Here is a 22652-nt window from a genome sequence, read left to right as displayed (position 1 = left end):
ATGGCACTCCTTGCACTTGTTTAGAGAAACTCATTAAACCACAGTAAGTCTATCGAAATTTAGTGGTTTGCGAACTAACTTTGGATGTTTGCACAAAACACAATAAAAAGCAAGTGTCCTTTGAGGGATAGAAAATTTATTTTACAGAACTTTACGTTTTAATTTGTTTGTAAAAGTGCTTGCTTTTTGTTAGAAACTGTGAAAAGCTTTGTTATATAAATAAACTACGGTTATTCGATCAGGTTAAAGTAGTTTAAGGCTATAATAATCTGCTAGTAACCTGCTTTCAGGAGCCGCAATGAGCCTACTAGTACAGCACGGCGTAAATAAACCACCCATTCTAAATCAATGAAACGCTTATGCTGTATACCTGTTTGAATTTTGAATTCCGCCTTGCGGTACTAGTAAGGTATCAAGTAGGTAAGCAAACAGATTTCGGATAGTGTGCAGCATTGATGGGGTGAAGACTTGATGCTTAAGACTTTATCGGTGGGGGAAGATATTTTAAATGCTGAAAACGTTAACAACCGATTTTGAACTTGACCTCCAAGCAGATGTGTTGGTAATTGGGGGTGGGCCGGCTGGCACTTGGGCGGCTTGGAGTGCTGCATCAAGTGGAGCTAAAGTTGTCCTGGTAGACAAAGGATATTGTGGTACGACTGGATGTGCTGCTGCATCTGGTAATGGTGTGTGGTATGTGCCACCTGACCCAGAAGCACGAGAAACAGCAAAAGCAAGTCGGGAATCGTTGGGTGGGTTTTTATCCGATCGCAACTGGATGGATCGGGTATTGAATCAGACCTACGTAAACGTCAATCAGTTAGCAGAGTGGGGTTATCCCTTTCCCACGGACGATGAAGGTAAACCCTATCGGCGATCGCTGCAAGGGCCTGAGTATATGCGGCTGATGCGGCGGCAAATTCAACGGGCAGGAGTCAAAATTTTAGACAACAGCCCCGCCTTAGAATTACTGGTAGATGACGATGGTGCTGTTGCTGGTGCAACAGGTGTGAACCGTCAAACTGGTAGTAAATGGGTAGTGCGATCGCAGTCCACAATTATCGCAACAGGTGGCTGTGCGTTTCTCAGTAAAGCGTTAGGATGCAACGTCCTGACAGGGGATGGTTATCTGATGGCGGCAGAAGCTGGTGCTGAGATGTCGGGTATGGAATTTTCTAATGCTTATGGCATCTCTCCCGCCTTTTCTTCAGTCACCAAAACCCTGTTCTATAATTGGGCAACCTTCACCTACGAAGATGGTAGTGTGATTCCGGGTGCAAGTTCTCATAGACGTTCAGTAATTGCCCAGACATTGTTGCAACAGCCAGTTTACGCCATCATAGACAAAGCGGCTGAATCGATGCGGGCATCTATGCGTTTAGCGCAACCCAACTTCTTTTTACCCTTTGACCGTGCAGGTATTGATCCATTTACTCAACGTTTCCCTGTGACTCTGCGCCTAGAAGGAACGGTGCGCGGTACGGGAGGAATTCGGATTGTAGATGAGAGTTGTGCCAGTTCTGTGCGGGGACTTTATGCAGCAGGAGATGCCGCCACACGCGAACTGATTTGTGGTGGATTTACTGGCGGCGGTAGCCACAATGCAGCTTGGGCAATATCTTCTGGCTATTGGTCGGGGAAATCGGCTGCTGAATATAGCCGCAGTTTGGGAGAACACAAAACTCAACGACTAGTTTTGGGTGTTGGAGAGGTAGTATTACAAAGCGATCGCTCTCAAACCTTAGCAACTGATGAAATTATTCAAGCAGTCCAAGCTGAAGTATTTCCTTACGAAAAGAACTATTTCCGTACAGAACAAGGCTTAAGCGAGTCTTTGGGTAGGCTAAATCATCTTTGGCAAGAACTCCGCAGTAGCCAGGTAACATCAGATAAAGAGCTAATTCGGGCGCGAGAAGCGGCGGCGATGGTAGCCACAGCGAGGTGGATGTACAGCAGTGCCATTGAACGTAAAGAAACTCGTGGTATGCACAAACATCTAGATTATCCAGAACTTGATGCTAACCAGCAACATCACCTGATTAGTGGCGGATTAGATCAAGTCTGGGTGAAAACTCAGCCTTTACATAGTACAGAAAAGTCACAACCCAAAATAGGAGCATTAGTGTGATTGAGTTGGTCAGCGAGTCGCGGTGCATAAAATGTAATATCTGCGTAAACATTTGTCCAACCAACGTGTTTGACAGAGTACCCGATGCGCCGCCAACTATTGCTCGACAGAGTGACTGCCAAACCTGTTATATGTGCGAATTGTATTGTCCAGTTGATGCTCTTTATGTTGCACCAGAAAGCGATGTGACGACTTCGGTCAACGAGGCAGAATTGGCAGAAGTTGGGCTACTGGGTAGTTACCGGGAAAACATCGGTTGGGGACATAAACGTACATCAACAGCAAAAGCCGATCAAACATTCCAAATTCTGAAGCAGATGAAATAGTAACGCGATGTGCAGCTTATCCTTAGAACCCCTCTCCAAACCTCTCCCCCACAGGGAGAGAGGCTTTGATTCTTGCTCCCCAACGCTTGTAGGGAAGGGGTTGGGGGTTAGGTCTGAGAGAAAGTTGCACACGGCGTATAGTACGACGGAGAAAAGAGTCATGCTAGCAATCGCAGTAGGAACAGGTTCTATCAGTAAAAATAAACTTCCTTCAAGATTATCAACATCAGTGGCTTGTATCCTACTACTACTAACTACAGGATGTAGCCAAGGCGAAACAAAATCTGCTCAATCTATTGAGGCTATTAAGGCCAATAGTGCTGTAGCTGCATCTAACAACATTTCTACCCTACGAATAGGTTATGTAGGTAGTTCAGAACCTACAGGGCCACTTGGTTGGGCAAAGAAAAAAGGAATATTAGATAGTGAGTTGCAAAAAGCGGGATTTAAAAACATTACTTTTGCAAGGTTTCCTAACGGGCCGGATCTAAATGAGGCGCTTGTCGCTGGACAATTAGATGTTGGCTCTTTAGGAGATACACCAGCCATAGTTTTGAGAGCGAGGGGTCAGGAAACCCGATTATTGCGGATTACTCAATTTAATACAACCGCCTGGTTAGTAGCGAAAAAGAATGGGGCGCGATCGCTTGCTGAACTCAAAGGTGAAAAAATAGCTACCCAAAAAGGTTCTTATATGCATCGATACCTGCTGGGTCTGTTAGCTGAAGCTAAAATTGCCAAGGATGTAAAAGTTGTTCATTTGATGACTACTGAGGCAAAAGCTGCTTTAGAACGTGGTGATATAGCTGCTTATGCAACTTCAAGTGATTTGGGGCCTTTTTTGAAATCACAAGGGTTTCCAGTGATTGATTCTTCTGCGAATCATAAAGGTCTGTCAGGGACATCATTAGTTGTAGCAACCGAAAGCTTTCTGGCGAAACAACCTGATTTTCCACAGAAATTTAATGCAATTCTCACAGAAGCAGCTAAGGATTTAAAAGCTAATTCTGAAGAATATTATCAGTACCATGCCCAAACTACTAAATATCCCCTCAATATTATTAAAGTATCGTTACCGCTCAAACAAATATCAGAAGAACCATTACCAGCCGAGGGTGTGAAACTTTTAGAGGGGACAAAGAATTTTTTAGTCTCGCAGGGTTTAGCAAAGTCGGACTTTAAATTAACAGATTGGGTTGCTGAAGAGAAATAGGGAGTGGGGGGATGAGGGAGATGAGGGAGTAGGGGGAGCAGAGGAGGCAGGAATCAGTAACTTTTCTAAGCAAGAAAAACAAATTTTTGTAATTAACGCGATGTGGGACTTATTCTTTAAACCCCACTTCCAAACCTCTCCCCCAAGGGGAGAGAGGCTTTGATTCTTGCTCCCCAACGCTTGTAGGGAAGGGGTTGGGGGTTAGGTTTGAGAGAAAGTTGCACACGGCGTTAATTAAGTATTTCAAAGGCTCAACTTCCAAGCTCAAAGGCTCAACTTCCAGGCTCAAAGGCTCAACTTCCAAGCTCAAAGGCTCAACTTCCAGGCTCAAAGGCTCAACTTCCAGGCTCAAAGGCTCAAATTCCAAGCTCAAAGGCTCAACTTCCAAGCTCAAAGGCTCAACTTCCAAGCTCAAAGGCTCAACTTCCAGGCTCAAAGGCTCAACTTCCAGGCTCAAAGGCTCAACTTCCAGGCTCAAAGGCTCAACTTCCAGGCTCAAAGGCTCAACTTCCAGGCTCAAAGGCTCAACTTCCAGGCTCAAAGGCTCAACTTCCAGGCTTATAAACTTAGGACTTACGCAATAGCTCTCTAAAACTCTCATTCCTTTGTGTCCTTTGCGCCTTTGCGGTTCGTTTTTCCATTATTTTGCGTAAGTCCTGTAAACTTTCTGCTCCCCTCTTGACCAATGCATTTGAAAATTCAGGTAAAATGGCTATGACTATTGCACTAGACCGTCCCAAGAAAACCAAGTCTGCTCAAATTCGGGAAAAACTTGGTTATCCGATCATTGACACCGATGTACATACCCAAGAATTTCCCCCAGCATTCTTGGACTATTTAGAGCAAGTTGCTGGAACTGCGATCGCAGAGCGTTTCCAAGAACACTTACCCGGTGCATCTCGCTCTAAATGGTTTAACCAATCTTGGGATGAACGCCGCACTTACCGCACCGCCCGCCCTCCTTTCTGGACTCGTCCCACCAACGACGCTTTAAATTTAGCCACCGTTAGTTTGCCAAAGTTACTGCACGAACGCTTGCAAGAAGCTGGTACAGACTTTGCCGTTGTGTATCCCAACTTGGCAACGATGGCACCACACATCGGTAATGAAGAGATGCGGCGGGCTGTGTGCCGTGCAGCTAATACTTACCACGCTGATATTTTCCGTCCTTATAGCGATCGCTTAACACCCATTGCTGCCATTCCCATGCATACGCCCGAAGAGGCGATCGCAGAATTGGAATATGCGGTGAAGGTTTTGGGACTCAAAGCCATTCAAATCCCCGGACATATCCGCCGCCCGATTCCCGCCTTCGAGAAATATGGCGAAGAAGTAGCTAACGAAGCCATCTGGATTGACACCTTTGGCTTGGATAGTAAGTATGATTACGATCCCTTCTGGGCGAAGTGCGTAGAACTGAAAGTTGTACCCACCACCCACTCTTCCGGTATGGGCTGGATAAATCGGCGTTCCATTAGCAATTACCAATACAACCATATTGGTCACTTTGCATCGGCTGGGGAAGCACTATGTAAATCTCTGTTCTTTGGTGGTGTAACTCACCGCTTCCCTACACTCAAGTTTGCCTTTTTAGAAGGAGGTTCAGCTTGGGGTGCTAGTTTGTACACTGATTTGATTTGGCACTGGGATACTCGCAATAAAGACCATTTGGTAGAAAATAACAATCCCGCCAATGTTAATTATGAAGAACTGCTAGAATTATATACCCGCTATGGTGGTGAACTAGTACATGGTCGTTTGGATCAACTAGGCAGTGGTTTAGGTTTCCACGCTGACTTAGTATCTCCCTTAGAGCCAGGTGATTTGGATGAATTCGCCGTAGCAGGAGTTACCAAGCCAGAGGATATCCGCGATCGCTTCTTGAATCACTTCTACTTCGGGACAGAATCAGATGATACCCGTGTAGCCCAAGCTTTTAACCGCAAAGCTAATCCTTATGGCGATCGGGTTAAAGCATTTTTGGGTTCCGATTCTGGCCACTGGGACGTACCTGATATTACTGCGATCGCTGCTAATACTTATTCAATGGTAGAACGCAAGATTATCAGCGAAGAAGATTTGCAATATTTCCTGTCAATTCATCCCTTGGAGTTGTATACCAGCCTGAATCGTGACTTCTTCAAAGGTACGGCTATCGAGAAAACCGCAGATGAATTTTTGGCTGGGAAAGAGACTAGGGACTAGGCAATACGGTTCGGTTTAAGAGACGCGATAAATCGCCGTCTCTACAAATGATTGATTCTTGTAAAGACGGCGATTTATCGCGTCTTTGCCAATGTCTATAAACATTTGATGAGGGTAAACTATCATGACGATCGCTCTAGACCGCCCACAAAAAACCAAGTCTGCTCAAATTCGGGAAAAACTTGGTTATCCGATCATTGATACTGATGTACATACCCAAGAATTTGAACCAGCAGTCTTGGATTATTTAGAGCAAATTGGTGGAACTGCACTTGTCGAACGTTTCAAAGAGAATTTACCAGGATCTTCCCGCTTTAAGTGGTATAAGCAAACTTGGGAAGAACGTTTTGCTTATCGCACCAATCGCCCTAACTGGTGGGGTCGTCCTACAAAAAATACTTTGAATTTAGCTACTATTAGCTTACCCAAGTTGCTGCATGAGCGCTTGCAAGAAACAGGTACAGACTTTGCCGTTGTGTACCCCAACTTGGCAACAATGGCCCCGAATATCGGTAACGAAGAAATGCGGCGGGCTGTTTGTCGAGCAGTTAACACCTACCATGCTGATATTTTCCGCCCTTATAGCGATCGCTTAACACCCATCGCCGCCATTCCCCTGCACACTCCCGAAGAAGGAATTGAAGAGTTGGAATATGCGCTTCTTGGGTTCAGATTCCGGTCACTGGGATGTGCCTGATATCACCGCCGTTACTGCCAACGCTTACTCAATGGCAGAACACGAAATCATTACCGAAGAAGACCTCCGCTACTTCCTCTCAATCCATCCTTTGGAGTTGTACACCAGTCTCAATCAAGACTTCTTCAAGGGTACAGGTGTTGAGAAAGCCGCAAACGAATATTTAGCGGCTAAGAAATAACTGTCATTAGTCATTGGTCATTACCAAAGGACAAATAACTAATGACAAAGGACAATTTTTTACAACGTTCCATGTTCCATTTCCTCTGTTCACTTGTAGCGTGGGCCTTGCCCACTCTACATTTCTCCTAAATAACGAACCGCAGAGGCGCAGAGGACACGGAGAAATGAGAGTTTAAAATTTCTTGGCATTATTGCCCAGCTAACAAAAACCAATGTTTATCTAGGAATTACTAAAGCAGCCTTCGCCGCCGCTCGTGAGTATACAAAAACTACTACTAAAGCGTGGATTACATCAGGGGTAGATAGTGCTACTCAAGACCCATATCTTCTACATCATTACGGTGATTTTTGGGTGGAAATTCAAGCTGCGATCGCTCTAGCCGACCAAGCAGCCGAAAAGGTGCAAGCAGCGTGGGATAAGGATGTATCGCTGACTCATCAAGAGAGGGGAGAAGTAGCGATGCCTGCGGCGAGCTTCGCTAACGCAGTTTCCGCGTCCAAGGCATTAGCTACCCGTGTAGGTATAGATATTACCAACCGCATCTTTGAAGTTACCGGAACTCGCGCCACTGCAACTAAGTATGGATTTGACCGTTACTGGCGAGATTTGCGAACTTTTACCCTCCATGATCCTGTGGACTACAAATTGCGAGCGATCGGCGATTGGGTACTCAACGATCAACTACCTGTGATCACCCAATATTCTTAGAGACAAGGGTGATGAAGGAGACAACAGGAATAACCCATGCCCAATGCCCAATGCCCAATGCCCAATGCCCAATGCCCAATGCCCAACAATCTAAAATTGATATGACTCAACTAAAAACACTTCCTACAAAGCTACAATTCTAGTCGCTTGGAAATACTAGCAAAATTGAACACGAACAAGACAGAGTTTTACTCACAAGTTTCAATCTTCCACTAGCACGATATTGGAGTGGGATCTTCTCACTCCACTTCCTAAATTTTCCCTTCTAACTATTAAATTTTCAGTTCCTCGAATTGTTGGGGGGTGGGTAATACCCACTCTCTTACCTAAGAGGATGTTTTAAAAGGGTCTTTTGTTCTCCTAGTTAGTACAGTCAAGTATCTCAGTACATGGCTAAAACCTTGATTTATCGTCGAAGTTAACCCAAGTGAGAACAGCAAAATTATACCTTCTGGGGCTTTTAAAACATCCTCTAATTTAATAAATATTTATTGTAATTTTTAAATAACTTAATAGATAAGATTTTTTGTTTTTTACATTGCAATTAATCATCATTGTTCTAACCACCTAGAGGGAAATCAATAAAACAACCAATGCCAGCTTTAAAAGGAAAGTTTGAATTCAGAAAAAGCCAGAGAACAACACGTCGTTCCTTGTTGTTTGCTCTTGGTTACTGCTTAATGCTATCAACAGCCCTATCGAGTTGTAGTGAAGTAAAAAATAACACTCAACAGTCGGCAACTTCGCCTGAATCGCTGGCTTCATCTAGCGCTACACAGAAGTCAACTGAGAAGCAAGTAGTACGGATTGTACGTTCAAAACAACTTTCCGCTTTAGCAATTTTAGAAAAACAGGGTTCCTTAGAAAAGCGATTAGAGCCTCTGGGTTTTAAAGTGCAGTGGGCTGAGTTTGCGGCTGGGCCACAACAGCTAGAAGCCTTGAATGCAAATGGACTAGATATCGCATCTACAGCCGAATCGCCTCCTGTATTTTCACAAGCAGCAGGAGCGCCTCTTGTTTATCTAGCTACTACACGCCCTAGTGGTAAAGCTATCTCACTTTTAGTTCCTGTAAACTCTCCGATTAAAAGTGTTACTGATTTGAAGGGTAAAAAAGTGGCTTTTCAAAAAGCTTCTATCGGTCACTACTTATTAGTTAAGGCATTAGAAGATGTAAAACTGAAACTGAGTGATGTCCAATCTGTTTTTTTAGCACCCGCAGACGCAAATGCGGCATTCAGTCAGAACAAGGTGGATGCTTGGTATATTTGGGAGCCATTCGCTACCAGAAATGTACAAAATAAAATAGCTCGTGTTCTAACAGATGGTGGTAAGTTGCGGGATACTGGCAACTTTTACTCAACCTCACGCCAGTTTTATCAGGCTCATCCTGATGTTATCAAAGTGTTTCTAGAGGAGCTAGAAAAAGCAGAAATTTGGACTAAGGATCATCCCAAAGAAGTAGCACAACTGCTTGCTCCTGTAACTCAGCTAGATCCACCTACTTTAGAAATAATGCATGATAAATATGACTATGGGCTGCTACCGATTACTGAAAAAACCATTATCAAGCAACAAGAGGTTGCAGATAAGTGGTACAGCTTAGGACTTATCCCCAAGAAGGTGAATGTTAGGGATGGGTTTTTGACGCCTGAAGAGTACGCCAAAATTACTCCCTCAGAGGTGTTAGCGAATAAGTAAGCATTTACCCAAGTTCTACTACCAACATAAATGGTCTATAGGTGATATTGTCTACTGGAATAATCAAGCTACCTTGCACTACCGTCAAGCATTTGATCCGAATGAGCGAAGGGTCTTGAAACGGGTTAGCCTTGCAGGTAGTCGTCCATTTTAACCTCTATATCTGAAGTAGAGATGCAAGAAATTGCGTCTCTAAAAAGCTAGAACTATAAGTAAAATTTATCCCCCATATTTTTTAAACAGGACGAGACAAAAAGCTTGAATAACTAGGTTGAATTCTTTTAAAGTAACTATAGTAAACAATTTTCTGGACGCGCTAATTATCGACTAAAAGGAATTACTCCAGAGTTGATGAAAGCTCAACAAAGTGTTGCAGATTTATTTTATAACGAAAAAATATTACCAAAAAAAATTGATGTTCAAGAAGCATTGCTTACACCCAAAGAATATGCAGCTATTACTCCACCAACACTGATTAGTGAAAAGTAGAGAATAATCAGATATGAAGTCTGCTTTTTAAAACAAACTAGAATACCAATTTACTAAATGCAAAGGGAGCATCCCAATGCAAGCAAATTTACCAAGTTAGCAGGTAGTCATTGCGAATGGAGCGAACGCGAGTGCGTCTCTAAGAGTTGCGGAATGAAGCAATCGCAAAGTCTAGATGCTGCGATTGCTTCGCTTCATTTCATTACGCTCGCAATGACAAAATATGTTTTTACACATTTGGTATGCTCCCAAATGCAAAAGGAGATTTCTTGAATTAGCACAATCTCAATTTGTAATCATAAATTGGTGTTCTAGGAGGTTTAAATAACAACTTCCTATTATCTTACTTGCTGAAAGAAAGAAAGTAAGACTTACAACCTAAAAGCTAAAAATTACGAGGAAAATCACAACTGATGAATAAGCCATATCAACCACAACGTCGCACAGTTTTAAAGCGTATTGTCCAATATTCAGCACTGGGACTGTTTACTTTATTATCTCCCTTTGCCGGTAGCCTTGTGCAAAGTACCCAAGCGCAGACAAACGCCAAAGTAATTAACTTGGCGTATCAAAGTTCTGGTGATCTTGTCAAATCCAAAAAAGCTGTTGAGCCACGTTTCCAAGCATTGGGTGTAACCGTGAATTGGGTTGGACCATTTGCAGCAGGGCCGCAATTGATAGATGCGCTGAATGCAGGGTAAACAGCTAGAGACAGGTTTATAAGAGGCAGGAGGCAGGGGGCAGGGGGCAGGGGGCGTGGTATCTCAAGAACTAATGACTCTCGCGTTGCGGTTTATTCAGCTATTAAGTTGGCGATCGCATCTACTAATTCGGCTGGCTCTACTGGTTTGGCAAGATGCTTGTTAAATCCAGCTGCAAGTACTTGCTTGGCGTTCATTTCTCCAGCATAGGCAGTAAGTGCGATCGCTCGAATTTGCCCTCCTTGCTCTGCTGGCAGTGTTCTCAACTGTCGCATAAACATACATCCATCCACTTCTGGCATCCCAATGTCGCTTAAAAGTATATCTGGCAAGGATTGGCTTAAAGCGGCTAGTGCTTCATTTGCTGATGCTACTGCTGTCACATTTGCCCCATACTGCTCTAGCAAGAAGGCAATAAATTCTCGCGTATCTGCATCATCATCCACTACTAAAATATTGACACCATTTAAATTTGAGGATGTCTCTGAGTCATTACTCTCCTGTTTAATCTCTGATTGATTTTGGAGCAGTGGGAGTCTCACGGTAAAAGTTGCCCCCTGATCTTCGCCCTCGCTTTCTACCTGCACTGTGCCGCCATGCAGTTCGACTAAGTGACGGACGATCGCTAATCCTAATCCCAGTCCACCAAACTTTCTGGTGGTGCTGCTGTTCTCTTGGCGAAAATATTCAAACACGTAAGGCAGAAAATTAGGATCGATGCCTTTGCCAGTGTCGCTGACGATAATTTGAGCATAAAGCGGGGAGTGGTTTGGTATTTCTTTACCCCCTACTTGTTTCAGTCGAATATCAACCCGTCCCCCCGCAGGTGTAAACTTAACTGCATTTGAGAGCAGGTTCCAAACGATTTGCTGTAATCGGCCAGAATCACCTAAAACTTGCCCCAAATGTGGTTCCAGGCTAATGTGCATCTCAATTGACTTAGCTTCTGCCGATAACCGCACTGTTTCCATTGCTGCGGAAATCACAGATGTCAAATCAACTGGGTAGATATTCAGGCTAAGTTTACCTTGTAAAATCCGGGAGATATCCAGTAAGTCTTCAATCAGTTGAGCTTGTAACCTAGCATTTCGTTCAATAGTCTTCAGCGCTTGAGGGATTGTCTTTTCATCAAGTTTTTTGGTTTGGAGTAGCTTAGACCATCCTAAAATTGGGTTGAGTGGCGATCGCAATTCATGAGAAAGGACTGCTAGAAATTCGTCTTTAATTCGGTTAGCGTTTTCTGCTGCTTCCCGTGCCGTTTGCTCTGCCTCGTATAGACGGGCCCGTTCCATCGCTTGAGCGCACTGCTGTGCTAGTGCCAGCATGAAGGGTTGGTCATCCTGACTAAACTCCTGAATTTCGGCAAAAGCTAGAGACATTCCACCTATGGCTCGCCCCTCGATGATCAATGGAATTGAAATCCAAGCTCCGTAGTCAACCTGGGCGTATTCCTTACCAAGATGTGAGTAACGAGCAATCCTCGCTGCTGTTGACTCTTGCCAGATGGGCTGCTTGTTTCTCACTGCTTCTGCCAGTGGTACGGATGCATTAATAGAGAATCGACGCCATGAATCTACTGCTTCCTGTTGATAACCTACTGCACGGACAATTTCTAGTTCAGTGCTGCTATTAGTCACTAGTGCTACTAAAGCAGAACTAGCTCCCAAAGCTGCCATACCTTGCTCTACCATTACTTCAGCAACCTGTGCCGGAGTCAGAGATTCAGAAAGTGCGGCGGTAATGCCTTGCAGACGCGCAGTGCGAGATGCTGCCCGTAAAGCCGCCTGTTGAGATTGCTGTGTTTCTGTATATAGTCGGGCATTATCAACGGCTACGGCAGCCCGGCGAGCTAACTCTTCTGATAACATTAGGCTTTTGGTATCGTAGCGACGACCTGAAGAAGATACCAAAGTCATAGCTCCCAGCACCCGTCCCCGAATTATGAGGGGTACACTAATACCAGATGTCGGATTTAGTTCTTGCAAGATTTTTTGATGACTGGCATTATGGCTTACCGCTTGTATCTGTTCATCAGAAATAAAATGAGTAATTTGTGATTTGCCTGTCCGTATTACCTCAGCAATACCTTCTTTTCGTGTCAAATCAGGCGGATAATTTTGTAACTGTTCTACTAATTCTTGTTTTTTTGGATCGGCATGGGCTGCTGCAACCCGGCGGACTAATTGATTGTCACAAATAATATCAACTAAGCACCAATCAGCTATTTCAGGCACTGCCAAACGCGCTAAACTGGCTAAGGTTGTCTCGTAGTCTAATGATGCAGCCAAAATCTCACTAGCGTCAGCTAGAAAACGCTGCTCCACCTCCACCTGCTTGCGCTCTGTAATATCCCGCGAAGACGCTTGCATCTCTAAAATTTCTTTAGTTTGGCGATCGCGAATAGCTCGAACAGTTGCTTCCAACCAAATATAATGTCCGTCTTTGTGACGAGCGCGGTGAGTAATAGTATAAATATCTGGTAAATCGGCATTGACTGGATAATTCCTGGCAATCTCTGCCAAATCGTCAGGGTGAACTAACTCCTGGCTGGAATGACCTACTAGTTCCTCTGGCTGATACCCCAATACTGTGTAGCAAGCTGGTGAAACGTAAAGAAGAATTCCATCTACTGTATGGCGTGAAATAATATCAGTTGAATTCTCAGCCATCAGCCGAAAACACGCCTCACTCTCGCGCAGTTTTGCCTCTGCCTGTTTGCGTATACTAATATTACGGAAATAAACTGATAACCCTGTGGCTGAAGGATAGGCGCGAACCGCAAACCATGCATCAAAGGGTGGGTAATAATCTTCAAGCTCAAGGGGCATTCCTAGAGCAACTGCCCTTTGATAAAGCTGACCAAAGCTAGTATCAGCCAGTTCTGGAAACTCTGACCACAAATTTTTTCCGAGCAAATCCTCGCAGGAACGCCCCAGATTTATGCCTCCCTGATGATTGAGGTAGGTAAAGCGCCACTCACTGTCAAAGGCAAGAAAGCCATCAGTGATACTTTCTAAAATCTTGGTAACTTGCTCTTTGGCAGCTTCAGCCTCAACACGAGCCGCTTGCTCCCGCTCAAATAGCTGTTGGCGCTCGACTTCTGCTTGCTTGCGATCCGTGATTTCTTGGCAGATTGCACCCACCCAAGTAATATCATCTGGTAGTTGAATTGGATAATAATTTACCGACCAGTGCCGCTGCTTTCCAGGCGCGGCAGGTGTCTCTCCACTGGCCTCTTGGGCAATAGATTCTCCAGTCTCGATCACATTACGAAAAGCTTCCATGACCGTAGAATCTACTCCAGGTAGCACTTGGGCGACAGTCTTACCGATATGCACCTCTTGGGGAAAACCATTAATCTCAGCTAAAGCGTCATTCAACCGAACGTATCTTAATTTCTCATCCCATAGACCAATACCTATAGGTGCGTTATTGAAGAGGGTATCAAGCAGAACGTTAGCTTCAACCAAGCGAGTCTGTTCTGTTTTCAGTAGCGCCAGCAATTGCTCACGTTCTGCCTCAGCTTGCTTGCCTTCGCTAATATCTACGCACATTCCTACCCATTCCTGAATTTCGCCTGTTTCATCAAGTATAGGCACACCGCGTATATTCATGTAACGGTATTCGCCGTCATGCCGCAGAACACGATACTCGGCAACTGCAACGCTGCGTCCAAAAAAGGCCTGTCTCCAAATAGCAGCTACAGATGTACGGTCATCTGGGTGCAGTGCGTCAACCCAACCCCATCCTTTGTATTCTTCGGGACTTTGCCCAGTGAACGCCTCCCAAGTTGGAATCTCGTCAACAACGTTGCCCCAAGGCCCCGCACTCCAGACGATGGATGCGCTTGCTTCTGCCAGTGAGCGGTAGCGTGCTTCACTATGACGCAGATTTTCTTCTACTTGCTCCTGTTCACCCAAATATTGCCGCAAATCTGTAACCTCTTGAGCTTTTAGATGATAAATTAAATCTTTAACAAGGGGAAAATTTTCTTTCTCAATCGAGACACCTAATGTTTCCAAAATCCGGCGAGATTTTTCCTCACTTTCTTACAGTAACGACAAATTTCGCTGCTGCTCGATGAATTGACCAATCTGAGTGGCGATCGCACTGATCATTTGGAGTAAATTGGTGTCAGGCTCTAAAAGTTGGTTGCTAAAAAATTCAATCACACCTAATATTTTATTGTCCCCTGCCCTTTGCCTCTTTAGTCACAGTCTCTGCTCCTCATTTTTTAAAGTATCTGGCTAAAAGCGCTTCACCGGGTTCTCCCATTTAGTGTAATAGCTCTTTAATTTGTTTCATAGCCAGTGGCGAAGGTCGTGTCCGTCCGTTTTGCCATCGGTTTATACTGTAGAACGAAACTCCTAACATCGTTGCCAGTTTTACCTGTGAAAGTTTGAGGCACTGCCAAGTCTCACGAACCAACTGTGCAATCCTTAGCTGTTCGATTGAGGCATAAGCTAAATATATTTTTATTTTTCTAGTAGATATTGGAATATAGCAGATGCTATAACTCTCACTACATCTATCTAGAGTTATAGAGGTTAGACCTCTTGCAAAAGTCTATCCCCTTTTCCACATCCCGTCAAAAGTCAGGTTGAGCGTACGCATTTGCTTGTTGAGCGACAGCATTTGCTTGTTGAGCGTACGCATTTGCTTGTTGAGCGACAGCATTTGCTTGTTGAGCGTACGCATTTGCTTGTTGAGCGACAGCATTTGCTTGTTGAGCGACAACATTTGCTTGTTGAGCAACAGCATTTGCTTGTTGAGCGACAGCATTTGCTTGTTGAGCGTACGCATTTACTTGTTGAGCGACAGCATTTGCTTGTTGAGCGTACGCATTTACTTGTTTGGAAGTAGGTGAGGTACTCTCTTTTTTTTCCAACGTCATCAATGCTACCCAACTTGTCCCACACATCTAGGACTTTTGCAAGAGGTCTGTTGTAAGTTGGTGATTATGTACTACATCAACTATTAGGCAACCTATTTAAGCTATTAATAGAGTTGTTTCAATCGAGAGAATAAAAATATGAGGGTTTGGCTTGCCTGCTTTTTTGTGTTATTTGCCTTAGCGGAACTGTTTGACTGGTTGCAAGAATTTAATTTGCCATTACCTATCTATATTTTAGGTGGCGCTTTTTTAGCTGTTGCTTCTAACTATGATAAAATATTTGACTCCTATTTTGCTGATTCAAGCATTGAGGCATCACTCGAACAATCCGAGTTAGATTCACTAACCCCATCTACTAATCCTATTTCTTTCCCAATTGCCAGTGCTGTTAAAGATGCTCAAACATCTCAAACGGATGATTAGCTGCATAGCCCAATCGCTTGTCTAGTCTCTAAGCAGCAAGTAAATTGTTACATTAATATAGAAGCTCAGGTTAAAAGCTAATTAACCTAGAGTCAGAAAATTAACTTCTGCGCCTGCAAAATCTACCCAATTCAGGCTACCGCCGCAACGCCGTGATTAGTGGACTATTAGAAAAACTCCGTGTCCCCTTTGTCAAAGTTCAGGATTCGCGTGAAACTTTCAAGAGCAAAAGCTGGTTGCAAATTATTTTAGTTACCAGTGTAGGAGTTACCGCCTTTATCTGGGGAGTTCGGGAACTCAAATGGTTGCAGCCTTGGGAGTTGAGAGTTTATGATCAGATGTTGCGATCGCGTCTAGCAGAAGCACCTGATAAGCGGATTTTGCTGGTAAAAATCACTGACGAGGATCTCAAACGAGAGAAAGGGACTCCATCAGATCATACAATAAATCAGCTGTTAAAGAAAATAGAGACTTATCAACCGCGAATTGTTGGTTTATATCTTTTCCAACCAGAAAACAAGTATTTGGCAGCTAATTTGCAAAATAAAGATAACATCGTCAGCACCTGTTTTTTCAGCAGCTTGGGTAGAGATGAAATCCCACCACCGCCAAATTTACCTATAGAGAATGTTGGGTTTGGCAATGTGGTTGCTGACAATGAAAACGACCAAATTATTCGCCGCAGTTTGTTATTTGTTAACTCTCCATACAAAAAATGTACAACATCATTTGCATTTGGTGCGTTAATAGCAATTAATTATCTGGAAAAACAAGGCATTGAATATGACTTTACTAATAAAGGAGATTTTAAGTTAGGTAAAACCCTGTTCTGGCGTTTACAACCAAATTCCGGTAGCTACCAACATCTAGATGCAGATGGCTATCAAATATTATTAAATTACCATCACCCCAACAGCCTCGCCGACGAAGTAACCCTCACACAAGTCCTCAGTGGACAAGTCAAACCCAATTTAGTCAAAGACCGCCTTGTAATTATTGGCGCTACTGCCGCTAATTTACCTCAAAGTAGCTTTTATACACCCTACAGCGCTTTGCCAGATCAACCAGCCAGAATGCCTGCTCTGTTTATTCATGCACAGATAGCAAGTCAACTCATCAGTACAGTGTTGGATGGGCGAGCTCTAATTTGGTATTGGCCAGACTGGGCGGAACTTATTTGGGTGTGGGGCTGGTCGCTTTTAGGTGGGATTATAGCATGGCGGTGGCAAAATCCGTTGCTGTTGCTAGTGGTGGTCGGGACAACTCTACTTGGCTTAATAGGAATCTGCGTTGCTTTGTTTTTGCAAGCCGGATGGATACCATTAGTTCCCTCTGCCCTCGCTTTGGTGATTAGTAGCATTTGTGTGATTACTTATACTAGCTACCAAAATCAGCGACAAACTCAGGTGATTATTCTGCAAGTTGAAAAACAACAAGAAGCGATCGCTCAATTAAATGTACTCTTAGAAGATAAAACAGCACTTCCCGACTCCTATCTTGATTTTCCTCCCCCAGTTGATTCACCAGAAATAAAATCAGGTGATTTGCTTTTGAGTGGACGCTACAAAATCTCTCAAGTTCTCGGTGCTGGTGGATTTGGCCGCACTTATTTAGCACAGGATACTCAACGCCCAGGTAATCCGATTTGCGTAGTTAAAAAGTTAATGCCAGCCCGTCAAGATACACGATTTTTGCAAGTTGCTCGTAGGTTGTTTAATAGTGAAGCTGAAATATTACAATCTTTGGGTAAACATCATCAGATTCCCGAACTACTTGCTTATTTTGAAGATGACCAAGAATTTTATTTGATTCAAGAATATATCGAGGGACATACCCTAAGTGAAGAATTACCACCTGTGCGGAATGTGCAAAACGAATCATTTGTGATTGAGATGTTAAAACAAGTTTTAGAAGTTCTAGAATTTGTTCACCAGCATCGAGTGATTCATCGTGATATCAAACCGGCTAATATTATTAGATGCGCTCAAGACAATCGGCTGGTATTGATTGACTTTGGTGCAGTCAAATTGATGCAACCGCCAAGTAGTGAGCAAACAGAATTAGCCACAGTAGCCATTGGGACGCGGGGTTATGCACCTCCAGAACAATTTGCCGGTCATCCGCGCTTATGCAGTGACATTTACGCTTTAGGAATGATTGCCATTCAAGCCATAACTGGGATAGCACCACAAGACCTCCACCCAGATCCAGAAACGGGTAATATTATGTGGCGGCAAACAGCACAAGTGAGTGAAGAATTAGCGGTGATTTTAGATAAAATGGTTTGCTATCATTTTAGCGATCGCTATCAATCAGCCGCCGCAGTTTTACAAGATTTGAAACGTATGTAACCCTGGCGATTAGAAATCGCGGAACCATCAAAACTAAGTCCGCGTAGGTAGATTAGCGGACAATTAATGCTTTCCAACTCACGGAGGCTATTTAAACGCAACCTTCTGCATTGTTATTGCATCGACTGACAATGCGATTGTATCGACTAACAATGCGATTGTTTTGACTAACAATGGCATTGTATCGACTGACAATGCGATTGTATCGACTAACAATGGCATTGTATCGACTGACAATGCGATTGTATCGGCTAACAATGCGATTGTATCAACTGACAAAAATTACAGCTATTTTCAGTTAAATAGATCGCGCAGTAAGGGCACAGCATTGCTGTGCCCCTACGAGAAATGTGGTTCAAATACATGAAAACTGCTGCAACTCACCTTAGTTTTAACTTAATCTTCCCGCCCACATCGTTAGTTACCTTAGCCGCAGTGCGAACCAGTATGTTAAAACTTCATTCATTTTGTAGCCAAATTAACCTAAACATATACATTTATGATAGTTTGAGATAGACAACTTGAAAAGTTTTTCGAGCCTCGTCATTAAGATTAAGTAGACCTTAATCACCTAAGAAAAGTAATCCTGATGAATATAGTTCAGAGGGATAGGGGATGTCAGGTAGTACATCCAAGGCGTATTACTTCAACATTTAAGCGTGTCCATGCTGAAATTGGAGTAGCTCAAACACCTGTAAAATAGCCTGTCTATATTTGGCTATGTGAAAGGTAACTATAATAGCCTGGATATTCGTTAAAACAATTCGCAGCTAATCACTCTTCCTTAGCGTCCTTAGCACGGCAGTTGCTACCCTACGGGAACGCTAAGAGCGAATAAGTCGGGAAACCCGCTGTTAGCGCCTGCCTCGTCCTTTGCGGTTCGATATCCTAAACCATGTCCACTCAACCCACAATCCAAAGCATATACACCGATGGTGCTTGCACCGGAAACCCTGGCCCTGGCGGTTGGGGAGTTGTCGTCTATTTTAGCGATGGTTCAATCCACGAAATGGGCGATGCATCCCCTCATACCACTAATAATAAAATGGAAATGCAAGCTGCGATCGCAGCCCTCCAATTCCTGCAAACATCTCAACAAACCCAACCCATTATCCTTCATACCGATAGCGAATACCTGATTAACTGCCTTACCAAGTGGGTGAAAGGCTGGAAAAAGAAAGGCTGGAAAAAGTCAGATGGTAAACCCGTCCAAAACCAAGAGCTTTTGGAAACTCTCGATGAACTTAATACCCAACAAGTAAAATGGCAACACGTCAGGGGACATTCTGGTAACATAGGTAACGAACGTTGTGATGCGATCGCTCGCACATACGCCAGTGGTAAAATTCCTTCGCTACAACAATTAACACCTACAAATTTTTATAAATCTTTACCTTCCACAAATGACCTAAATGTAGCAAAAGTAGCTGATTATGAAAAAAACTCTCGAATAATTAACCAAAGTCCGCAAGAAATCAGTACTTCTGCACCAGAAATAACCGTTATGGAACCATCTACTGGGCCAACTGCGGCCGCAACCGATGAAAAACCGCCAGAAATGAGGGTTTCGCAACTCCGCAGCTTGGTCGAAACTCTGCGTATCGCTGACGAAATTTCAGAAAAAGGCTATTTAATCACCAGTTCTGAGTTAGCAGACTTGATGGATGTCCACGCCAGCGCTGTTACCAGTCGGGGAGATCAATGGCGCTGGCGAAACTGGATAGTGTCACGGGTACGCCGTGAAGGAAATCAAATTCTTTGGGAACTGGAACGCGGGGATAAAGTAGGAGGTGAAGAGGAGTAGGGAGTTAGGAGTTTAGAGTTAGGAGTGAGGAGTTGAAAATTCATAACTCATAACTCATAACTCATAACTCACCACTATACTTGCGTCCCCGCCACTCGCGTGGCTTGCGGAACGCAGATAAGAAGATTCGCAGCACAGCTAAGGGATCAGCCAAAGGGGAAAGCCAGAATAACCAGCCACCTTTAGCGCTTTTGCGATCATAAGAAGGTGCGATCGCAATTAGCATAGCAAAGCGAATTACCACCAAGAATAAATTTAGTCCTAGCAGAAGGAGTGGGGGAGTAGGTAGAGACGCGATTAATCCCGTCTGTAGCGAGTAGGAGTGTGGGGGAGAAATCAACAAAAAAGTAAGGACTATTAAAAGGGGTAGACCTTGAACGGATGTGAGTAGCCATAAATCTCCCCATAACTGCGAACGAGAAGTTGCATCTTTGAGATCGAGACTCCGCCCCCATTCCTTCCACGTCTCCATCGCCCCTTCATACATCCGTACTTTCAGCACCTTTGCGCCATCTAAAAAGCCCACCTTATACCCTTGAACAGCAATATTTCGCGCCAAAGTGACATCATCACAAAAAGAACCACTCGCACTGCTATAGCCACCCACAGCAGCTAAAACGGAGCGGCGACACAAAAAACACTGCCCATTTGCCATCACCCGTTCTGGCTGCTCTGTATTGATCCCAGCAGGGTCAAATCGGTAAAGCAGAGTCATCAACAAAGCCGGTTGTAGCCAGCACTCTCCTGGATATTTGAGAATGAACTGGGGTGAAAGGGAAACGAGGTCATAGCCCTGTGCTTCGGCCGTCTTCACCAAACCAGCAACCAAACCAGGATGCGGTTGGATATCAGCATCCAGCCCCAGAAACCACTGACTACCCTCAGAGCTAAATAGAAAACCGTTATGCAACGCCCAAGGACGCCCCACCCAACCAGAGGGTAAGGGGTCATCTGTCATCACCCGAAAGCGCGGATCTTTCTGCTGTGTCGCTTTTACCAAGTCCGGTGTACCATCACTAGACTTGCTGTCTACAACAATAATTTCCCGAACTTCGTAGCTTTGCTGGCTTAAACCAGCTAACAACGGGCTAATGCGAAGCGCCTCGTTCAGCGTGGGAACAACGACGCTAACCTTACCCAAAAGCTCCAGTGTCGGCTGTTGCGGTTCTATTGGAGCAAGCCGTCTTGGCCCCTTTAGCAGGCGCGAAAATAGAATCGCCGTTGCTGGTACTTGGATAAGTAGCAATAAAAGTGAGATGGTGCTTTCTACCATCAAAGCGTTGTCATTAGTCATTAGTCATTGGTCATGGGTCATTGGTCATGGGGCATTGGGCATGGGGCATGGGGCATGGGGCATGGGGAAAGAGGAGGCAGTTCTTGCTGGAGGCAGAAGGCAGAAGTTCTTTAATTTTGAATTTTGAATTTTGAATTTTGAATTGATTTCTCCCCCTGCTCCCTCATCTCCCACTCCCCACTCCCTAATTTATCGACTTATTTCAAGGCAACTTTAACGCTTCTTGCCACCGAGACTTCGTTGCTTGCTGGTTCAACAGCAACTGGAGTGGGTGTGGTTGAACTGCTTAACCACAGAGCCACGGCGGGAGCTACACCAAGGAATAAGCCGAGCAACACAGGAATGGAGAATCCAGCGGCCAAGCTTAGTCCGGCGGCGAAGGCAAAATTAGTTAAATAAACGACTAAGGGTAGATTGAGTTGCGATCGCTCTAATTTAATCGAAGCGTTTCTCCACAACAATCCTGCCACAGTCATAAACAGGGCACTAGTGCCAAACCAACCTGCATAGTTCTGGTAAGGTGTGCCAAAGAAAGCTCCTGGGTGTTCCCAATACCAAAAAGGTAGAGAAGTTTGACTCATCGCTGGCTCAAGGGCAAAATCCCAGCAAGTGAAGAGTAAAGCACCAACGGCTATAGCCGCAATATGGCGTCCCCAACTAGGTTTTTGTGCCACTTTCAAACCAGTTCTCGCAATTAAATAAGACGACAGCCCAACATAAAACCAAGATAAAGGAATTGTGAAAGGAACTAGCCCCGCAATCTTATAACCTAAGCCACTCAAGTAGCTATAATCACCAAATGGAAAACCTGTACTGGTTCCCAGTAGTTCACTCCCCAAGGAGATAAACATGGCAGGCAGCATAAATGCTAACCAAGTTCCCAATCCCAGCGTCCGGTAGGCATAAATAGAGACAGCTATTGTCCCCAAGATGATATCAACTACACCGCCACCTGCCATACTTAACTGTATGGCAGTTTCTCCAACCTGCGATAAGTTTAAAATTATTTCAGCATTAGGTACGACCAGTAGCATCCCTACCAGTCCAAAGGCTTTTGACACGATATGACCAATGAGGCATACGCCTTCAGCAATAACAAGTTGTCTCATGATAATTCCTTAACAAGATGTGACACGCGGCTACTCGGCTGCTAACAGTTTACAAATGTTTAACAACATATTTAAATACTTTGTACCGCAATTCTCTACAAACTTGTTTGGCTTTTTTAGGAAGAGCATAACAGCTTACTGATTGAAGCTATAAGAAAGAAATATGATGATAAACTTACTATTCTAAGCTATATAGTCAAAATCTATATAATTTCATCTGCAAAAACTCCTGGTTTCTTGTCCCACTGATACACGTATGATGAACAACTCCTTCCATACAGGTATCTCGTTGAGGCAGGACAAGCATCAGAGATTAAGCAAGCCCTATAGTAAGTGTGAAGATTGACACATTTATCCCTAAAAATCACGGCAGGGGCTACTAGGTATACCGTAATCTAGAGGTTGTTGATAAACAGCTTCTAACTT

23 protein-coding genes are annotated in these 22652 nt (G+C 44.0%); 15 read left to right on the top strand and 8 right to left on the bottom strand.

The genetic code is table 11. The annotated features are described in order from the left end of the window. Positions 1–508: 508 nt before the first annotated feature. The 3 genes from LC586_RS18975 (at position 509) to LC586_RS18965 (ending at position 3667) form a co-directional block, all read left to right on the top strand. Positions 509–2128, top strand: coding sequence for an FAD-dependent oxidoreductase (locus tag LC586_RS18975; RefSeq protein WP_229486281.1), 1620 nt, complete (start codon positions 509–511; stop codon positions 2126–2128). Beyond that, positions 2125–2454, top strand: coding sequence for a 4Fe-4S dicluster domain-containing protein (locus LC586_RS18970; RefSeq protein WP_185582283.1), 330 nt, complete (start codon positions 2125–2127; stop codon positions 2452–2454). The genes LC586_RS18975 and LC586_RS18970 overlap by 4 nt, the downstream gene beginning before the upstream one ends. Before the next feature lie 160 nt (positions 2455–2614). Then, the gene (locus tag LC586_RS18965; protein WP_229486280.1) at positions 2615–3667 is read left to right on the top strand and encodes an ABC transporter substrate-binding protein; all 1053 of its coding nucleotides are present in this window, start codon (positions 2615–2617) and stop codon (positions 3665–3667) included. 109 nt (positions 3668–3776) lie between these two features. Here LC586_RS18965 and LC586_RS18960 read toward each other — a convergent pair whose 3' ends face one another. Next, positions 3777–4268, bottom strand: a complete 492-nt coding sequence (locus LC586_RS18960) for a hypothetical protein (protein ID WP_229486279.1) — start codon at positions 4266–4268, stop codon at positions 3777–3779. 113 nt (positions 4269–4381) lie between these two features. Between LC586_RS18960 and LC586_RS18955 the strand changes: the two genes are divergently transcribed. The 9 genes from LC586_RS18955 (at position 4382) to LC586_RS18920 (ending at position 10351) form a co-directional block, all read left to right on the top strand. Beyond that, positions 4382–5872: an amidohydrolase family protein gene (locus tag LC586_RS18955; protein WP_229486278.1), complete on the top strand. Its 1491-nt coding sequence runs from the start codon at positions 4382–4384 to the stop codon at positions 5870–5872. Between the two features lie 124 nt (positions 5873–5996). Then, on the top strand, positions 5997–6569 hold the full coding sequence (locus LC586_RS18950; RefSeq protein ID WP_229486277.1) for an amidohydrolase family protein: 573 nt from the start codon (positions 5997–5999) through the stop codon (positions 6567–6569). Further along, on the top strand, positions 6562–6750 hold the full coding sequence (locus tag LC586_RS18945) for a hypothetical protein (protein WP_229486276.1): 189 nt from the start codon (positions 6562–6564) through the stop codon (positions 6748–6750). Before LC586_RS18950 ends, LC586_RS18945 begins: the two co-directional genes overlap by 8 nt. 189 nt (positions 6751–6939) lie before the next feature. Further along, positions 6940–7461, top strand: a complete 522-nt coding sequence (locus LC586_RS18940; RefSeq protein WP_309143388.1) for an acyl-CoA dehydrogenase family protein — start codon at positions 6940–6942, stop codon at positions 7459–7461. 11 nt (positions 7462–7472) lie between these two features. Beyond that, positions 7473–7604 carry a hypothetical protein gene (locus LC586_RS40710; RefSeq protein WP_267921697.1) on the top strand — a complete coding sequence of 44 codons (132 nt, stop codon included), beginning with the start codon at positions 7473–7475 and terminating at the stop codon, positions 7602–7604. 450 nt (positions 7605–8054) lie between these two features. Further along, the gene (locus tag LC586_RS18935; RefSeq protein WP_229486275.1) at positions 8055–9161 is read left to right on the top strand and encodes an aliphatic sulfonate ABC transporter substrate-binding protein; all 1107 of its coding nucleotides are present in this window, start codon (positions 8055–8057) and stop codon (positions 9159–9161) included. Next, complete coding sequence (locus tag LC586_RS41380; RefSeq protein WP_309143387.1) at positions 9154–9315, top strand: TauD/TfdA dioxygenase family protein; 162 nt, start codon at positions 9154–9156, stop codon at positions 9313–9315. Before LC586_RS18935 ends, LC586_RS41380 begins: the two co-directional genes overlap by 8 nt. 197 nt (positions 9316–9512) lie before the next feature. Next, entirely contained in the window at positions 9513–9650 is a 138-nt protein-coding gene (locus LC586_RS18925; protein ID WP_229486274.1) for a hypothetical protein, read from the top strand. Positions 9651–10063: 413 nt separating this feature from the next. After that, positions 10064–10351, top strand: a complete 288-nt coding sequence (locus LC586_RS18920; RefSeq protein ID WP_229486273.1) for a hypothetical protein — start codon at positions 10064–10066, stop codon at positions 10349–10351. 92 nt (positions 10352–10443) lie between these two features. Here the strand turns inward: LC586_RS18920 and LC586_RS18915 are convergent, their stop codons facing one another. From LC586_RS18915 to LC586_RS18910, 4 genes are all read right to left on the bottom strand, one after another. Beyond that, complete coding sequence (locus LC586_RS18915) at positions 10444–14373, bottom strand: hybrid sensor histidine kinase/response regulator (RefSeq protein ID WP_229486272.1); 3930 nt, start codon at positions 14371–14373, stop codon at positions 10444–10446. Between the two features lie 27 nt (positions 14374–14400). Continuing rightward, entirely contained in the window at positions 14401–14523 is a 123-nt protein-coding gene (locus tag LC586_RS40705; protein ID WP_267921696.1) for a hypothetical protein, read from the bottom strand. A 103-nt stretch (positions 14524–14626) separates the two neighbouring features. Further along, complete coding sequence (locus LC586_RS41935) at positions 14627–14725, bottom strand: helix-turn-helix domain-containing protein (RefSeq protein ID WP_369010533.1); 99 nt, start codon at positions 14723–14725, stop codon at positions 14627–14629. Positions 14726–14939: 214 nt separating this feature from the next. After that, positions 14940–15245, bottom strand: a complete 306-nt coding sequence (locus LC586_RS18910) for a hypothetical protein (protein ID WP_229486271.1) — start codon at positions 15243–15245, stop codon at positions 14940–14942. Positions 15246–15383: 138 nt separating this feature from the next. On the opposite strand from LC586_RS18910, the gene LC586_RS18905 reads away from it, so the two are divergent. The 3 genes from LC586_RS18905 to rnhA all read left to right on the top strand — a co-directional run bounded on the left by LC586_RS18905 (position 15384) and on the right by rnhA (position 19823). After that, positions 15384–15668, top strand: a complete 285-nt coding sequence (locus LC586_RS18905) for a hypothetical protein (protein ID WP_229486270.1) — start codon at positions 15384–15386, stop codon at positions 15666–15668. 152 nt (positions 15669–15820) lie between these two features. Continuing rightward, complete coding sequence (locus LC586_RS18900; protein ID WP_229486269.1) at positions 15821–18019, top strand: CHASE2 domain-containing protein; 2199 nt, start codon at positions 15821–15823, stop codon at positions 18017–18019. A gap of 895 nt (positions 18020–18914) precedes the next feature. After that, positions 18915–19823, top strand: coding sequence for a ribonuclease HI (gene rnhA, locus LC586_RS18895; RefSeq protein ID WP_229486268.1), 909 nt, complete (start codon positions 18915–18917; stop codon positions 19821–19823). Between the two features lie 61 nt (positions 19824–19884). Here the strand turns inward: rnhA and cruG are convergent, their stop codons facing one another. The 3 genes from cruG to cruF are packed head-to-tail and all read right to left on the bottom strand — an operon-like array spanning position 19885 to position 22226. Beyond that, positions 19885–21117 carry a 2'-O-glycosyltransferase CruG gene (gene cruG / locus LC586_RS18890; RefSeq protein ID WP_229486267.1) on the bottom strand — a complete coding sequence of 411 codons (1233 nt, stop codon included), beginning with the start codon at positions 21115–21117 and terminating at the stop codon, positions 19885–19887. Between the two features lie 24 nt (positions 21118–21141). Next, positions 21142–21291, bottom strand: a complete 150-nt coding sequence (locus LC586_RS18885) for a hypothetical protein (protein WP_229486266.1) — start codon at positions 21289–21291, stop codon at positions 21142–21144. A 23-nt stretch (positions 21292–21314) separates the two neighbouring features. Next, positions 21315–22226 carry a gamma-carotene 1'-hydroxylase CruF gene (gene cruF, locus LC586_RS18880; RefSeq protein WP_229486265.1) on the bottom strand — a complete coding sequence of 304 codons (912 nt, stop codon included), beginning with the start codon at positions 22224–22226 and terminating at the stop codon, positions 21315–21317. Positions 22227–22652 lie beyond the last annotated feature (426 nt).

The organism is Nostoc favosum CHAB5714 (genome assembly GCF_020829495.1).
GTDB lineage: Bacteria > Cyanobacteriota > Cyanobacteriia > Cyanobacteriales > Nostocaceae > Nostoc > Nostoc favosum.
The sequence above is the reverse complement of the archived record's forward strand: the minus strand, read 5'-3'. Positions and strand labels throughout refer to the sequence as shown.

What these genes read in the sequence shown, in the direction of transcription:
- LC586_RS18975 (WP_229486281.1), top strand. Translation starts at nt 509, where the DNA reads ATGCTGAAAACGTTAACAACCGATTTTGAACTTGACCTCCAAGCAGAT.
- LC586_RS18965 (WP_229486280.1), top strand. Translation starts at nt 2,615, where the DNA reads ATGCTAGCAATCGCAGTAGGAACAGGTTCTATCAGTAAAAATAAACTT.
- LC586_RS18960 (WP_229486279.1), bottom strand. Translation starts at nt 4,268, where the DNA reads ATGAGAGTTTTAGAGAGCTATTGCGTAAGTCCTAAGTTTATAAGCCTG.
- LC586_RS18955 (WP_229486278.1), top strand. Translation starts at nt 4,382, where the DNA reads ATGACTATTGCACTAGACCGTCCCAAGAAAACCAAGTCTGCTCAAATT.
- LC586_RS18950 (WP_229486277.1), top strand. Translation starts at nt 5,997, where the DNA reads ATGACGATCGCTCTAGACCGCCCACAAAAAACCAAGTCTGCTCAAATT.
- LC586_RS40710 (WP_267921697.1), top strand. Translation starts at nt 7,473, where the DNA reads ATGAAGGAGACAACAGGAATAACCCATGCCCAATGCCCAATGCCCAAT.
- LC586_RS18935 (WP_229486275.1), top strand. Translation starts at nt 8,055, where the DNA reads ATGCCAGCTTTAAAAGGAAAGTTTGAATTCAGAAAAAGCCAGAGAACA.
- LC586_RS18925 (WP_229486274.1), top strand. Translation starts at nt 9,513, where the DNA reads ATGAAAGCTCAACAAAGTGTTGCAGATTTATTTTATAACGAAAAAATA.
- LC586_RS18920 (WP_229486273.1), top strand. Translation starts at nt 10,064, where the DNA reads ATGAATAAGCCATATCAACCACAACGTCGCACAGTTTTAAAGCGTATT.
- LC586_RS41935 (WP_369010533.1), bottom strand. Translation starts at nt 14,725, where the DNA reads ATGTTAGGAGTTTCGTTCTACAGTATAAACCGATGGCAAAACGGACGG.
- LC586_RS18910 (WP_229486271.1), bottom strand. Translation starts at nt 15,245, where the DNA reads ATGACGTTGGAAAAAAAAGAGAGTACCTCACCTACTTCCAAACAAGTA.
- LC586_RS18905 (WP_229486270.1), top strand. Translation starts at nt 15,384, where the DNA reads ATGAGGGTTTGGCTTGCCTGCTTTTTTGTGTTATTTGCCTTAGCGGAA.
- rnhA (WP_229486268.1), top strand. Translation starts at nt 18,915, where the DNA reads ATGTCCACTCAACCCACAATCCAAAGCATATACACCGATGGTGCTTGC.
- cruG (WP_229486267.1), bottom strand. Translation starts at nt 21,117, where the DNA reads ATGACTAATGACAACGCTTTGATGGTAGAAAGCACCATCTCACTTTTA.
- cruF (WP_229486265.1), bottom strand. Translation starts at nt 22,226, where the DNA reads ATGAGACAACTTGTTATTGCTGAAGGCGTATGCCTCATTGGTCATATC.